Raw genomic sequence first — 15,848 nt, 5'->3', positions numbered from 1 at the left:
AACCCCGCATGACCGAGAACTACCGCGCGTTGTCGGTCGGCCAGTCCGGCCCCGCAGTGCGCACGCTGCAGGCGCGTCTGCTCGACTTCGACGCCGCGCCCGCGCACGACGAGCTCGTGGCCGGGGTGTTCGGGGCGAGCACCCGCTACCAGCTCATCGCGGTGCAGCAACGCCTGCAGCTGCTGCCCACCGGCGTCGCCGACCCGGACACCGTGCGCACGATGACGGCGGCCGAGGTGACACGGCGCGGGTACGTCGTCGGGCTGGTGCTCGGACCGCGCGAGGAACCCGCGACGGGGGTGACGGTCCGGGTGTTCGACCGGGACATGCGGGCCGACCAGCAGCTCGGCGAGCCCGCGGTGTCCGGTGTGGACGGTTTCTACCAGATCGCCTACACCCCGGATCAGGCCAAGGACGCCGAAGCCGGGACGGCCGACGTCGTCGTGCGGGCCTATCAGGGGCAGACCCAGCTGACCGACCCGCCGATGGCGGACACGGAGTTCAACGCGGGCCCGCTGGTCGCGATCACGGTGCGGCTCGCGGTGGCCGTCGCGCCCGAAGAGACCGAGTACGAGCGAATCATGCGGGTGCTGCGCCCGCTGGTGGGCAAGGTCGCGCTGACCGAGCTCGCCGAGGACAAGGACCACCAGGACCTGACGTTCCTCAGCGGGGAGACCCGGATCGCCGCTGCGAAGATCGAGCACGTCGCGGTGGCGCAGCGGCTGACGGCGGAGAGCAAGATCGTCGCACCGTTCTTCTACGCGGTGTTCGCCATGGACACGCTGGCCGCCGCGCAACGCTGGGCCAGCCTGACGCCGCGGCTGCGGATCACGCTGTCCACCGAGGTGCACCCGCTGTTGCTGGACATCGCACTGCTGGCCGAGGACGACCTCACCACGGCCGTACGCCAGGCGGTCGACCTGTTCCTGGTGCCGAGGTCGGTGCTGGAGCAGCTGTCCGAGATCCTGCGGATGCTGGCCCAGTACCGCGACGAGGCGACCAGCTACGCGGCCAAGCAGCGGGAGCGGATCCTCAACGACCACCTGCGGCACGTGCTGGACTCGGAACTCGTCGCACAGGTCATGTCCATCATGGACAGTGACGCGTTCGGCGACCTGCCCACGCTGTTCGACCGGCTGGTCGCGCTGGACCCGGTGGCACCGCAGACGCCGACCGACCAGACCCGCGGCCGGCTTTCGCTGGTCGAGCTGCTTGGCGACGACGCGGGCCTGATCGAGCACGTACGGGGGAGCCACGACCTCGACGGCTTCGACGACGTGCACCGCCTCGCCACGATCTCCCCGGCGGACTGGGCGAGCGCCGTACGCGACCGCTCCGGCGGCGCCGTCGACCAGGAAGACGCCACGCGTCAAGGGAACCTGCTGGCCGACCGGATGGCCAGCAGGTTCCCGACCACCGCGTTCGCGCACCGCCTCGGCGCGGATACGGAGCCGCCGCTGCCGCACGCCGCCGCGGTCGCCGACCTGCTGGCCACCAACCCGGAGTTCGACCTCGCCTCCGGCGACGTCCGCGCCCTGCTGGCCGAGCACCCGGAGTTCGGCGGAGACGGCGCCGCCGCCTCGCTGCGGTCCGCGCAACGGATGTTCCGGCTGGCGCCGAGCTACGACAAGTCCCGCACGCTGCTCGCCGGCGGCCTGCACTCGGCCGGTGCGGTGCTGGCCCGCGGCCGTGACCGGTTCGTCCGCGACGCCGTGCGCAGCGGCACGTTCGACGCCGGGTCGGCCACCGCCACGTTCGCCAAGGCGGCCGACGTGCACAGCGCCAGCCTGGTGCTGGCCGGTCAGCTGTCGGCGTCCGCGTCGGCCACGATGCTGCCCGCGCTGGCGCCCGCGCCGGCCAAGCTGGAGCCCGTCGTCAAGGACTTCCCGTCGATGAAGAGCCTGTTCTCCACCATCGACATGTGCGAGTGCTCGGACTGCCGCTCGGTGCACGGCGCCCCGGCGTACCTGGTGGACGTCATGCACTACCTGAGCCACCGGCTCGTTGTCGACACAACGACCACGCCCTCGGTCACCGTCAAGGGCGCGCTCACCACCCTGCTCGAACGCCGCCCCGACCTCTCGGTGACGGATCTGAACTGCGCCAACACCAACACCGAGCTGCCTTACCTCGACGTGGTCTGCGAACTGCTGGAAGAGGCGGTCGCACCCGATGCCGGCATCGCGTTCGCCGGTGCCATGGCGGCGGGCCCGATCAGTGCGTCGCTGCTCAGCGTGCTGCAGACCGCGGGCCTCGCCTTCACCAACGCGGCGATCGTCTACGGCCCGGATCTCGACGGCGGCTACGTCGCCCGTGACGCGGCCGCCGTCGCGGGCGTCACGCCGGACGGCGGTGGCTGGCGGATCCGCACGCTGCGCCAGACGTTCGGCTCGACCGAGCAGGTCAGCGCGGCACCGGAGTACGTCAACGCGGCCGCGTACGCCCGGCTCGCGGCGAGCCCGTTCTGCTTCGTGCTGCCGTTCGACCTCGCCCACCAGGAGACGCGGCGCTACTTCGCGCAGTTCGACGTGGACCGCGCCGAGGTGATGAAGCTGCTGCAGACCGGCGGCGTGCCGTCGGACGTCGCCTGCGCCGCGGAGTCGCTCGGGCTCAGCGACGCGCAACGCCTCGCCGTCGTCACCCAGGACGTGGCGAACCAGCCGACCATCTGGAACACCCCCGGCACGCCCGCGGCCGCCACACTGTCCACAGTGGAGACATTCGTGGTGCGGGCCGGCATCACCTATACCGACCTGCTCGACCTGGTGGACCGGACGTGGGTGGACGGCGGCGAGGACCTGTTCGTGCAGCACCTGAACTCGAGCGCCGACCTGGCGCAGAAGAAGATCGTCCACCTGGACGACACCGCGCTGGACCGGATCCACCGGTTCCTGCGGCTGCGGACGGCGACCGGCTGGTCGAGCGCGACCCTCGACCGCGCGATCCGCAGCACGGCGTGCGGCGCGGGCACCCTGGACGACGCCTGCCTGGTCGCGGTCACCACGCTGACCGCCGCGTCGACGGCGGCCGGGTTGACCATCGACGCGACGCTCGACCTGCTGGAACCTCTGGCACTCGACAAGGACGGCACCTACGGGAGCACGTTCCTCGACCCGGTGCGCACCGGGTCGGTGGACAGCCGGTTCCAGCCGGCCGCCGTGCTGGCCAACGAGGCCGCCGAGACGGGCACCCCTGGTTCCGGCGGCAAGCTCTCCGCCGCGTCGAGCTACCTCGGCCTCGCGCTAGGCACGTCCCCGGCCGACACCGCGATCGTGCTCGCGCTCACCGGCACCGATCCCGCGCTCACGACCGCGAGCGTCAGCCGGGCGTACGCGCTGGCCCGGTTGTGCGTGACGTTGCGGCTCGGCGCGACCGACCTCGACTCGGTCATCACGATCACCGGGCTCGACCCGCTCGCTTCGGCCACCGATCTGATGGCGTTCCTCGACGCCGTCAACCGACTGCGCGCGACCCCGGTGCCGATCGCGACCTGGCGCTACCTGCTGCGTCACGAGGCGCCCGACCTGACGACGTACGAGGTCGCCGCGGACACGATCACCTCGTTGCTCACCACACTGCACGACGCCTACGCCAAGGCCGCGCTCGCCGACGCGTCGCCGTACGACCCGGCGGCCACGCCGAGTGAGAACACCCGTGCCGTGCGGCCGTTCCTGAACCGGCTGCCCGGCATCACGGCCACCGCGATCGCCACCACCCAGACCCTGCTCGACGACGCGTGGACCGACCCGGCCGTCACCGAGGCATCCTTTGTGGACACCACGTTCGGCCCTTACGTCGACACCACCGCTCTCAAGGCCGCGCTGACCGCACGGGCCGCGGCCGCGCCGCCGAAGGACGCCGAGCAGAACGCCGTCGTCGAGGCACTGGCCACCGCCGTCGGCGACGACCTGTACCGCACCGACCGGGAGACCGCGCTCGGCACGGCCGTGGCCACCGCGCTCGCCGCCGAGACGGACGTGGTCGACGCCCTGCTCGAGCACGCACACCTGAAGGGAAGCGTCGGCGACCCGCTGCTGCACGACGTCCTGCTCGACGACGACACCAGCGCGGCCGCGGCCGACCGGCAGGAGCGTGCCGTCCAGCTGCTTTACACGATCCAGCTGGCCACCGGGAAGCTGGAGCTGCCCGCGGCCACCATCGCGTGGCTGCTCGACAACGCCGAGGCCCTCGGCTGGGCGCAGTGGGACCGCCTGCCGTACCGCGCGAGCCTGCCGGTCGTCGGCTATCCGGACTGGTTGCGGCTCACCGAGTTCCTCGACCTGCTGACGAACTACCCGGACACCGTGGACCCGGCGCATCCGGCCGTTCCTGTGACAGCCGCTGGGTTCTACGACGCGGTACTGGCCGGCACCGCGGCCACCGCGCTCGGCGTGCTGGCCATGCTCACCGGCACCGACCCGGGCCTGCTCACCGCGCTGGACGCCCATCTCGGCTTCTCCGCCCCGGACCTGACCGCGTACCACGACCCGGCCACCGCCGTCCGGCTGCTGACCGCGGCGACCACGTTGCGCACCTTCGGCCTCGACGTGCCCGGTGCGGTCGCGGTGACCGCACCGGTGCTCGGCCCTGCCGAGGCCAGGCGGATGCGTGCCGCGCTCAAGACCCGCTACGCCGACGCCGAATGGCTCGGCGTGCTCAAGCAGATCCAGGACGGCCTCCGCCCGCTCAAACGGGACGCCCTCGTCGCCTACCTGCTCGCGGTGAACCCGGACCTGACGGGGGTGGACGACCTCTACGACCACTTCCTCATCGACGTGCAGATGACCGCGGGCATGTCCACCTCACGGATCGTGCAGGCGTACGCCACCGTGCAGCTGTTCGCCATGCGCTGCCTGATGGCCCTCGAACCGGCCTGCGTCGCGCAGGTCGGCGTGGACGACGGCTGGGGGCAGTGGTCGTGGATGGCCAACTTCCGGGTGTGGGAGGCCAACCGCAAGATCTTCCTGTGGCCGGAGAACTGGCACGTGCCGAGCCTGCGCGACGACCGCTCGGAACTGTTCGTCAAGCTCGACGACACGTTGCAGCAGGACGCGCTCACCGACCTGTCCGTCGAGGATGCGACCGGCGGCTACTTGGAAAGCCTCGACGACATCGCCCACCTGGACGTCATGGCCGTCTACTACGACACGGCTGCACGCGTCGAGCACGTGTTCGCGCGGACCAAGGGCGGCACCCCGGCCGTCTACTACCACCGTGAGTTCCACCAGGAGCGTGCGTGGACGCCGTGGACGACCGTGCCGCTGGACATCGCGGGTGACCAGCTGCTGGCGTTCTCCCGCAACTCGCGGCTGACCTTGGCATGGCCGGTGTTCACCTCGGTGCCGGACGACTCGAAGGCGCCGCCGGACACCCCGGACCCGGCGAGCCTCGGCGGCGGCAAGGCCAACGACAAGCCGGACAAGCGCTGGAAGATCCAGCTCGCGGTGAGCGAGTACGCGGGCGGGCGGTGGCGGGAGAAGAAGGTCTCCGACGGCGCGCTGTACACCGAATTCGCGCCGGAGCAGTACAACGCCGTGCAGTTCAACTTCTTCGTGTGGGCGTTCGGCGCGACACAGGCGATCACGTGCTTCAGCCCCGGCGGCTACCTCGGCTCGTTCGCACTGACCGGCTGCAAGGGCGTGCCGGAGCCGCAGCAGGGCGGCTCGCTGGCCTTCCAGCTCTACCCGCGGTTCACCGATACCGAACTCGTCGCCGACCGGTTCACCCCGCTGCCCGACCACATCGGCGAGGAGCTGGCCGTTCGCCTGCTGCCGGGGCTGCCGGAGCAGAAGATCCTGAACCAGACCCCAGCGGGCCGTTTCGACGTCACCTACCCGTTCCAGGTCACGGTGATCGACTGGCTGGTGGTCGCGCTGGAGCTGTGGGCGCTGGCGTACTCCGGCGGGAACAACGACAACCTCGCCGGACGCGGCAGGGGCTTCGCGTTGCCGCTGGGGACGTTGCTGCCGTTCTTCTTCGGCGACTACTACCGCGGGTACGTGATCGTGCCGGGCTTCTACCCGGTCCGCGACCGCGAGAACCACCAGAAGCCGATCACCGAAGCGGATCTGGCGAAGTACAAGAAGACCGCGTCGGACGTCTTCCAGCTGATCGACGACGTGACCGCGCTGCTGCTCACCTACGTCGCGAAGTTCAAGGCCACACCGGGGATGACGCTCAAGGAGCTCGTCGACGAGCTGCGCAAGGACCCGGCGTACCTTGCCGTGGTCGCGCAGATCGACGCGTTCCGCAAACTGCGCTACGGGCTGAACGTGCGCAACTTCTACCACCCGCTGGTCTGCCGGTTCCGCTCCGAACTCGGCGCGGGCGGGGTGCCCGCGATGATGCGCCGCGATGTGCAGCTCGCGGACACCGGATTCGACTTCGCCACGACCTACCAGCCCGACCCGATCGTGATCACCCCGTACCCGCGCGAGAACGTGGACTTCGAGCTGGCCGGGTCCTACTCCTCCTACAACTGGGAGCTGTTCTTCCACCTGCCCTTCGACATCGCGTCGCGACTGACCGAGGACCAGCAGTTCGAGAAGGCCCGCGACTGGTATCACCTGATCTTCAACCCCGTGGGTATCGGCGACGCCCCGGCGCCGCGTCGCTACTGGAACACCAAGCCGTTCTTCCTCGAGACCGCCCAGGAGTACCTGGACCAGCGGATCGACATGATCATGGGCGCCATCGCGGCCGACCCGGCCGCCACCACGATCGGCGATCTGGCCTTCGCGGTGGACCAGTGGCGCAGCCAGCCGTTCAAGCCGGACGTGGTGGCCCGGTCGCGGCCGGTCGCGTTCCAGATCGCGGTCGTCGTCAACTACGTGCAGAACCTGGTCGACTGGGGCGACAGCCTGTTCCGCCAGTTCACCCGCGAGTCGGTGAATCAGGCGACCCAGCTCTACGTCCTGGCAGGCAAGCTGCTCGGGCGCAGGCCCGACATCGTCCCGCCTGCGGTACCCGTGCCGGACATGACGTACACCCAGCTGCGCGGCGATTTGGACATCTTCAGCAACGCCCTGCTCGACCTCGAGAACCTCGTGCCGGACCTGAACCTGTTGCCGCACAAGGGCGCCGAGCTTCCGCCGCCGTCCGCGACGCTCACCTCGCTGTATTTCTGCATACCGGCGAACGAGAACCTGCTCGCCCTGTGGGACCTGGTCGGCGACCGGCTCACCAAGATCCGCAACTGCGAGAACATCGACGGCATCGCCGCCTCGCTGGCGTTGTTCTCCCCGCCGATCGATCCGGGTGCGCTGGTCCGCGCGGCGGCCGCGGGCCTGGACATCTCGGCGTTCCTGGCCGGGCTCGGCGCGCCGCCGCCGCACTACCGGTTCACGACCATGACCCAGAAGGCGGCCGAGCTGACCCAGCAGGTGGCCGGCCTCGGCTCGGAACTGCTCGTGGCCCTGGAGAAGAAGGACGCGGAGGCGTTGACCAGGCTGCGGGGCAACCAGGAGATCGCGGTCCTCGACACGGTGCGCGCGGTCAAGCTCGCCACCATCGAGGAGGCGAAGGGCTCGCTGAAGGGGTTGCACAAGAGCCGCGAGGTGACCCAGGAGAAGATCGACTACTACACGTCGCAGCCGTTCATGTCACCGTGGGAGATCACCGCGGTGGCGCTCAACGGGGCGTCGCTGATCGGTGAGGCGGCCGTCGCGCTCGGGTACGCACTGTCCGGCGGACTGAAGCTGATCCCGAACTTCCTAATCGGTGGCGCAGGTTTCGGTGGCTCGCCGACGGTCACCGCGACCACCGGTGGCGAGAGCATCGGCGGGTCGGCGGAGTCCGCGGCCGCGGTGCTGTCCGCGCTGACGCGAGTAGCCGACAAGGGCGCCGGGATGGCGGGCACGCAGGCGAGCTATCACCTGCGCTCGGACAGCAACGACTTCCAGGCCGAGCTGGCGCGCCGCGAGCTGGTGCAGGTCGACCAGCAGATCGTCACCGCGCAGCTGCACCTCGACATGCTCGCCGACGACCTCGTCACCCATGACCTGCAACGCGAGAACTCCCAGCAGGTCGCCGAGTTCATGAGGTCGAAGTACACCAACCAGGAGCTCTACACCTGGATGATCGGCCAGGTCAGCTCCGTGTATTACCAGGCGTACAAGCTGGCGTTCGACACGGCGAAGAAGGCCGAGCGCTGCTACGTCTACGAGCTGGCCCGCGACGACACGTTCATCGGCTTCGGGTACTGGGACAGCATGAAGAAGGGCCTGATGGCCGCCGACGCCATGCTGCACGACATCAAGCGGATGGAGGTCGCGTACCTGGACAACAACGCCCGTGAGTACGAGCTGACCAAGCACATCTCCATGGCTCAGCTGGATCCCGGCGCGTTGCTGCAGCTCAAGACGACCGGCAAGGTCATCTTCCAAGTGCCGGAGCTCGCGTTCGCGCTGGACTACCCGAACCAGTTCCACCAGCGGATCGTCTCGGCGAGCGCCACCATGGTCTGCAACGCGGGCCCGTACACGACCGTCGGCGTGACGATGTCGTTGGTGAACAACAAGTACCGCAAGGCGACCGGCGCCCGGACGGGTGCGGTGACCGACAAGGACAAGTACGCGGAGGACCCCGGCAACGACCCGCGCTTCGCCTACAACGTCGGCAGCATGGCATCCATCGCCACCAGCACCGCGGTGTCGGACTCGGGCCTGTTCGAGCTGAACTTCCACGACGAGCGCTACCTGCCGTTCGAGGGCGCGGGTGCGGTCAGCACCTGGCAGATCGAGATGTCCACGACGTTCCCGCAGTTCGACCCCGAGACGATCTCGGACTTCGTGCTGACCTTGCGCTACCGCGCTCGCGAAGGAGGTTCGTCGTTCCGCACGATGGTGGAGAAGGGCGTCGCGGCCGTGATCAACGAGACCGCGCTGACCGCCGGACGCCAGGGGCTGTACCTGTCGTTCAGCATGGCCGCGAGCTTCCCGGACGAGTGGTGGCAGCTTAAGCAGACCGGCGCCACCACCTTGACGATCGGGGAGCAGCACCTGCCGTTCTTCGCACGGGCGCACACCCCCGTGCTCGGCGCCGCGACCTGGGCGGCCACAGTGGACGGTGCACCACCCAGCTACCCGCTCACCGTCGGCGGCACCGCGATGACGTTGAACCGCGACCCGGTCATGAAGACGTTGTGCGTGGGCACCGGCGGCACCCCGGTGCTGGGCTCACCGATCACGGTGGCCGCCAACGCGGTCAAGTTGGACGACCTGACGGTGCTGGTGCACTACACCGTGACCTGACCCGATACACCGATCGTGTCATGAAATCAGCGCAGCCGCGATCTGCTCGGCGGGCACGGACGGCTGGCCGGCCGAGCAGATCACGGCAGTCCGGGGTCACGGTGCGGTAGCGGCCGTCGCGGACGCCGTTCTGCACGTCGGCGAGCAGCTCCGTGCCGAAGGACGGCAACCCGGCCGCGAGATACTGCGCGAGCAGCTCGGCTGCGGTGAAGCTCCTGTGTGCCAAAGGTTTGCCGGTGACATCGCGGACCAGCGCGGCCAGCCCGTCGTAGGAGAACTCCGCGGCCCGGTCAGCTCGTACGCGGCGGACTCGTCTTGTGCCGTAAGCACGAACGGCCGCGGCCTCGGCCAGGTCGTCGCGGGACACCAGGGACACTCGGCCGTCGCCGTCCGCGTTGGGGCTGCCGCCGGTCCTGATTCGGCTGGCGTCCTCGGTCGGCGGAGAGCAAGCGCATATCGGGGAGAACCTCGTGAACGCGGGCGCGGTCAGTGTCCAGCTGGGTAAGGCGACGCCGCGTGCAGCGAGAAGATCTGCTGCATCGAGCTGATCCGCCGCACCCGGTTCTCTGAGGCGGTGAACCGCGCTGGTTGAGTTCGTCGGCGATGAACCGGTATCCGTCGGCCGGGTCGTCGGCGTGGATCTCGAGCGCGGCGTGTCGATCAGCTGGGCGTCGTCCCAGTCTCGTTGCACCAGGTGGCGCTGGCCTGGGTGTACGCCCAGGCCGAGCGGCTCGGGGTGGCGGTGGCGCGACCATTCCGGGCACCCGCAGCCCGGCCCGGCTGGAGCAGAATGCGGCCGCGCTGGAGCTCACCCTGGACGCCGAGGCGCTGGCCGCGCTGGACCCGCTGAGCGACCAGGTGATGGGCGAGCGCCACCCCCCCGCGCACTCTGCTGAGGTCGCTCGGGGTTAGCCGGCCGGCTCGACGCGCACGACGTCCAGTTCGACGACGTCGTTGACGTCGCACTCACCGGTGACCTCGCGGTCACGACCAGCCGGGGTCGGTTGCCGGAGCGCGGGGCGATCTCGCCGTAGGAGACCAGCGCCCGGTACCATCGATCCTGAGGCCCTACACCTGTAGGATCTCAAACGAGATGACATGTGGATCTTTATCGACGTGAGCTTTCTCTGTTGCCTCATGACCGTTTCGTGCGATTCAGTCTCAGATTCTTGGCATTTCCGGCTTCGAAGGTGATCGGCGTCTGATGTCCGGAGTGCGGCGCTGCGATCAGCCTGACTCGTCGGGACCTGCCCTCGGAGCCGGAACGGTGACGACGTTGGCCGGGCCCGAGGGCAGTTGTCGAATGACCTCAGCCGGCTGTAGCGGCGGCGGTGTCGGTGACTTCGGATGTGTCCATAAATCGGCTGGTGTGCGTGGCCACCCGTTGCCCGAGGTGGCGGGCGGTGGACACGTCGGCGTCGTGGACGGCCTCGGGGCCTTGGTCGTTCCAGGTTTGGGCGCCGGCTCCGAGGTAGAACCCGAGTCGGTTGTGGTCGTGCGCGCTGGCGGTGGTGGTGTTCCAGCCGGGCAGTAGGCCGAGGCTGATCCAGTGCATGCCGTGCTGGGCGGCGAGCATCGAGAAGTATTGCAGGGTGTGCAGCTTGTCGCCGCTCATCGAGCCGGAGTTGGTGAATCCGGCCGCGATCTTGTCTTGCCAGGCGCGCGTCATCCACCGGGCGGAGGTTGCTTCGGCGAAGGTGTGGAAGGCGCCGGAGGCGCTGCCCATGTAGGTCGGGCTGCCGAAGATGATCGCGTCGCAGCGGTCGAGGGTGCGCCAGTCGTCGTCGGTCATTGCGGCGACGTCGATCATCTCGACGAGTGTGTCGGGTACTGATCCGGCTCCCTGGGCGACGGCGTTGGCCAGTTCGCGGGTGTGTCCGTAGCCGGAGGTGTAAGCGATGCCGACGGCGATGCTGGACATGGTTGTTGTTCCGTTCTTGGTGTCTGTGGTGGGTCGTGGGTGTAGTCGGTTACTCAGGCTTCGCGGGCGTTGGATGTCTCGGTCATGCCGGGGTATCGGTCGCCGATCACCTGAGCGGCGATGGGTTCGAGCCGTGCGAGCTCGTTGGCGTCGAGGGGTTCCGGGGATTGACACCACGGTGAGGGGAAGCGTTCGTTGGCGCCCTGGCCGTACATGTCGGCGGTGTCGAGCAGGGTGACACCGGCGGACAGAGCGGTGCCGAGGGGCTGCCGGGCCGAGTCGTCGTCGGTGTCGCCGTAGAACTCGCTCATCTCCTGCAGCCCAGCCCTTGCGCGCCGACGACGGGACCGCCGGGGGTGAGGCGGGCGGTCGGGATGGGAAGGGTCATGAGATCTCCTGACAATCGATACGGAGCAGTACCGCGTGGTGACATCGTCAACGGTACGAGCGTATCAGTGTCAATGTCAATGTCATCGGTATCGTGTTACCATCGACACGTGCGCAGCGACCTCGGCGCGCCCGAGACGGGCGTGGAACGACGTGACCAGCAGCAGGCGATCCTGAAGGCGGCGGCCGAGCTGTTGACCGAGCACGGCCCGGCAGGCATCTCGACGCGGGCGGTCGCGACCGCCGCCGGGGTGCAGACACCTGCGTTGTACCGCTTGTTCGGGGACAAGGACGGCCTGCTCGACGCCCTCGGCAGCTATGGGTTCGAGAGCTACCTGGCCGAAAAGCGGGGACTGGAGCCGAGCGAGGACGCGATCGAGGACATCCGACGCGGCTGGAACATCCACGTCGAGTTCGGGCTGCACAATCCCGCGTTCTACGCCCTGATGTACGGCAACCTGCGCCCGGGTCGCCGCCCGGCCGCCGCCCGGGAGAACGGCGAGATCCTGCGCTGTCTGCTCGAGCGGGCCCGAGAGCAGGGCCGGCTGCGCGTTCCGGTCGAGACGGCCGCTCGGGCCATTGAGGCGTCGACGACCGGCGCCGTGCTGCTGCTGCTGGCGCAGCCCGAGCACGAACGCGACCCGACCCCGCTCACCGGCCTGCGTGACACAGTCATCGACTCGATCATCAGCACCGAACCGGCTACCGACGTCCGAACGACCATCGCCGAACGATCCTCGGCGCTGCTGGCCGCTCTCGGTGACGGCCGCGGTGCCGATCCTCTCGTCGACGCCGGCTTCCGCGCCACCGAGGCCGCCCTGCTGCGCGAGTGGTTGGAAACTCTTGCTTGACCGCTGACCATCCGGTGCGCCGGACCTGCTTGACAACCCAGCCACACCCGGCCTCACAGGCTCCGACACACTGGCCATGCGGCGATGGCAGGCGGGCGCTGTCTAAGTCTGAAACGCGCTGGTCGGCGTGGAAAGCGCACGTGCGAAGTCTCACCGCGATGTCGTATGTGACATCCGTACGACATCGTTCCTGAGATTACGACGTCGGCCGTGAGAACCTACACCGACCGCCTGCGGCGGGCCGGATCGGCAGAAGATCGCCGTACTCGCCGCGGGCGCCGGATCGCGGACCGCCGACTGTAGGATCCCGCCGCCCGTGACATGTTGATGTTCGCTGACCTGCGGGTCTCTGCGCTGTCTCACCGATGTCACCATGATCAGTCTCATCGATCGTGACACTTCCTCGGATGCCGTGGGCCTCCGAGGAGAACGCAGCGGCATTTCTGGGCGCGGTGGACGTTGCCGTTTCCTAACGTGGTCGGCGGAGCCGACCGTTCGTCCTGTATCTGGTGGCTCGCTGCCAGTGCATACAAAGAGGTGGCGCGTGAGGCTCGGCATGCCGAGCCTCACGCGTTCTGCGTGGTCTCGCCTGAGTCCGACGGCCTGATTGACTCCAGCGTTGAATCAAGGTCGACGAGTTGTCGTTGCACCCGCTCGGCGTCTTCGTCGCGGCCTTGTTCTCGGTACAGCTCCAGTGCCTCCTGCCACACCTGGCGGGCCTGCTCGTGTTGCCCGAGCGCGGCATGCGGGTGACCGAGGTGGTCGAGGGTGTTCGCGCCCTCGTAGGCGTAGCCGAGGGCGCGGAACAGGGTGCGGGCCCGGCGGTAGTGGTCGAGGGCCTGCTGGTGGTCGCGGGTGCGGTGGGCGATGAGCCCGAGGCTGTCCAGAGTGGCCGCCTCGCCCTCGATGTCCTGGTGGTGTCGGTACAAGGTGATGGCGGCATGACAGTGGTCACGGGCCGTGTCGAGCTCGCCCAGGCGCGCGGCGTGCCAGCCCACCTGGTTGAGCGCGGCGGCTTCCCTCACCGGGTGGCCGAGGGTGCGGTAGAGGTCGAGGGCGTGTCGGGCGTGGTTCAGGGCCCGCCGGTCGTCCCCCTGGTATTCCCACGCTGCCGCGAGTGCCCGGTGGGTGTGTGCCTGTTCGGTGAGGTCGTTGTGGCGCACGGCCAGGTCGAGGGCCCAGTCCAGGTGTCTGGTGGCCTCCTCGTGCAGGTTCAGCCGGGCACTGGCGTGGCCGAGGAATCGGTGGGCGCGGCTGCGGGTGGCGGGGTCGGGCAGGTGGGCGGCGGCGTCCAGCGCGGCTCGCCACACGGCGAGCGCGTCGCGCAGATGCCCCCGCCGGTAGTGGAAGACGTCCAGTGTCCAGGCGAGGTGCCAGACGACGTGATGCCTGCCGAGAGCGACGGCGGCGCGCTGGGTGGCCAGGAGGGTGACGTGTTCGGCCTGCAGCCAGGCCGTCGCGGCTGCGGCGTCGGGTAGCGGGTGCGGGTGCACGCCGGGCGTGGGTGGGTCGGGTTGCAGGAGTTGGCGGGTGGGGTACAGGAGGCGGTCGGCGGTGTGGGCGGTGTGCAGGTGGAAGTCCGTGACCCGCACCAGGGCGGCATGCTGCCCTTCTTTGAACAGGTGGTGGGCGGTGGTGGTGGCGTAGGTGCGGACCAGGTCGTGCATCGCGTACCGACCGCCTGGTCGCCGTTCGACCAGGGACGCCTCCTCCAGCGCCGATAATGCCTTGTGGGCGCGGGCCGGGAGCAGAGCGGTGAGGGCGGTCACCGCGGGCAGGGCGATGTCGGGTCCGGCCCTGCGTGTCAGGGTGAGTTGAGTCCGCTGGTTCACAGCAACCCGGCCTGATGCAGGGCGAGATACGGATCGACCGAGATGACCCGCACGAGCATGTCCTCGCTGGTCGAGGGCGATAATGAGCAGATGACGTCCCAGCATCCGCGCAGTGACGGGCCGCGGCGGCGACGCGCGTTCACCGCGTCGGAGAAACTCGCGCATCTGAGTGCCTACGAGGCGGCGTGCGAGCAGCACGACGGCGGCGGGTATCTGCGGCGGGAAGGCTTGTACTCGTCGTTGATCAGCGAGTGGCGCAAGCAGTGCGATGCCGGCGTGCTGGCGGGCAAGAAGCCGGGTGAGAAGGTCGGCAAGCTGTCCGCGGAGCAGGCTGAGATCGCCCGGCTCACGCTGGAAAACGCCCGTTTGAACAAACGGCTGAACACCACCGAGGCCGCCCTGGACATCATGGGAAAAGCGCATGCTCTCTTGGAAAATCTTTCCGAGAGAGCGGATTCCGACGAGAAGCACAAGAAGCGCTGAACCGCGCCTATACGTCGATGACCGGCGATGGTGTGCCGACCAGGAAAGCCGCCTCGTTGACCGGCCTGGTGCGCTCGACGGCGATCCGTCACGGCAAAGCCGCCGCCGCGCCCACGCCGGTGGGCGTACCGCAACCGGCGTCGGACCCGGTCAACAAGCTGACCGTTGCCGAACGCCTGCGGATTCTGGAGGTGCTCACCGGCGAGCGGTTCGTGGACATGGCGCCGCTGCAGATCTACGCCCACCTGCTCGATGAGGGGGTCTATTTGTGTTCGGTGTCCACGATGTATCGGGTGCTGGCGGAGAACAAGCAGGTCAAGGAACGCCGGCGGTTGGCGCGCCACCGCGCGGCGGTATGTCCGGAACTGGTCGCGACCGCGGCCCGGCAGGTCTACAGCTGGGACATCACCAAGCTCGCGGGGCCGGTGAAAGGCACCTACTTCGACGCTTACGTGATGATCGACATCTACTCCCGGTTCATCGTCGGCGTCCATGTCCATGCCCACGAATCCGGCGTTCTGGCACAGGAGCTGATGGAACAGGTCTTCGCCGTCCATGGCGTTCCGCAGGTCGTGCACGCCGATCGGGGCACGTCGATGACCAGCAAAACCGTTGCGACTCTGCTCGCCGACCTCGATGTCACCCGATCACACTCCAGACCCCGCGTGTCGAATGACAACCCGTACTCGGAATCACTGTTCAAGACCTTGAAATATGGTCCGGAATTCCCCGAACGCTTCGGGTCGATATCGGAGGTGAGGCGTTTCATGGACACCTTCACCCAGTGGTACAACCACGATCATCGTCACACAGGCATCGGCCTGCACACGCCCGCCGACGTTCACTTCGGCCTGGCAGCCGCCAAAGCCGCCGACCGACGCGCTGTGCTTGCCAAGGCCCGCGCCCGGCATCGGCACCGGTTCGGTGGCATCACCACGGCACCGAAGCTGCTCGACCTCCCTGGCACCGTCTGGATCAACCGACCACTCGACGACACCAACCAAGTGACCGAAACGGAAGCCGCCTAATACTCCAGCCGCACTTCGTTAGGTGGGGTGGCGTCGTCGGTAGTGGCTGGTCTTGGCGCGGTGCTGATGACGTCGTCGCCACTGTGACCAGGCCC

General features: G+C 68.7%; 7 protein-coding genes and 1 pseudogene. 3 read left to right on the top strand and 5 right to left on the bottom strand.

Annotation, left to right across the window (positions count from 1 at the left end):
• Positions 1–8 precede the first annotated feature (8 nt).
• Entirely contained in the window at positions 9–9,251 is a 9,243-nt protein-coding gene (locus AB0M80_RS42285; RefSeq protein ID WP_364576184.1) for a neuraminidase-like domain-containing protein, read from the top strand.
• On the opposite strand, the gene AB0M80_RS42280 is transcribed toward AB0M80_RS42285, so the two are convergent.
• The 4 genes and pseudogenes from AB0M80_RS42280 to AB0M80_RS42265 all read right to left on the bottom strand — a co-directional run bounded on the left by AB0M80_RS42280 (position 9,205) and on the right by AB0M80_RS42265 (position 11,483).
• Positions 9,205–9,618 (bottom strand): hypothetical protein, encoded by a 414-nt coding sequence (locus AB0M80_RS42280; protein WP_364576183.1) that lies wholly within the window; start codon positions 9,616–9,618, stop codon positions 9,205–9,207. The genes AB0M80_RS42285 and AB0M80_RS42280 overlap by 47 nt on opposite strands.
• A gap of 179 nt (positions 9,619–9,797) precedes the next feature.
• A pseudogene (locus tag AB0M80_RS42275) lies at positions 9,798–9,945 on the bottom strand (IS3 family transposase); the annotation flags it as partial.
• A gap of 615 nt (positions 9,946–10,560) precedes the next feature.
• The gene (locus tag AB0M80_RS42270) at positions 10,561–11,172 is read right to left on the bottom strand and encodes a flavodoxin family protein (protein WP_364576182.1); all 612 of its coding nucleotides are present in this window, start codon (positions 11,170–11,172) and stop codon (positions 10,561–10,563) included.
• Between the two features lie 53 nt (positions 11,173–11,225).
• The gene (locus tag AB0M80_RS42265) at positions 11,226–11,483 is read right to left on the bottom strand and encodes an aldo/keto reductase (RefSeq protein ID WP_364576181.1); all 258 of its coding nucleotides are present in this window, start codon (positions 11,481–11,483) and stop codon (positions 11,226–11,228) included.
• A gap of 186 nt (positions 11,484–11,669) precedes the next feature.
• Between AB0M80_RS42265 and AB0M80_RS42260 the strand changes: the two genes are divergently transcribed.
• On the top strand, positions 11,670–12,410 hold the full coding sequence (locus tag AB0M80_RS42260) for a TetR/AcrR family transcriptional regulator (RefSeq protein ID WP_364576180.1): 741 nt from the start codon (positions 11,670–11,672) through the stop codon (positions 12,408–12,410).
• 566 nt (positions 12,411–12,976) lie between these two features.
• Here AB0M80_RS42260 and AB0M80_RS42255 read toward each other — a convergent pair.
• The gene (locus AB0M80_RS42255; protein ID WP_364576179.1) at positions 12,977–14,179 is read right to left on the bottom strand and encodes a tetratricopeptide repeat protein; all 1,203 of its coding nucleotides are present in this window, start codon (positions 14,177–14,179) and stop codon (positions 12,977–12,979) included.
• A gap of 153 nt (positions 14,180–14,332) precedes the next feature.
• On the opposite strand from AB0M80_RS42255, the gene AB0M80_RS42250 reads away from it, so the two are divergent.
• Positions 14,333–15,753, top strand: a protein-coding gene (locus AB0M80_RS42250; RefSeq protein WP_364576203.1) for an IS3 family transposase whose coding sequence is annotated in 2 segments (ribosomal slippage) — positions 14,333–14,699 and positions 14,699–15,753 — 1,422 coding nt in all. Because the reading frame shifts where the segments join, the coding sequence is not laid out codon by codon here.
• Positions 15,754–15,848 lie beyond the last annotated feature (95 nt).

It is taken from the genome of Amycolatopsis sp. NPDC051045, from assembly GCF_040682955.1.
GTDB lineage: Bacteria > Actinomycetota > Actinomycetes > Mycobacteriales > Pseudonocardiaceae > Amycolatopsis.
This window is presented reverse-complemented; position numbering and strand designations above follow the sequence as displayed.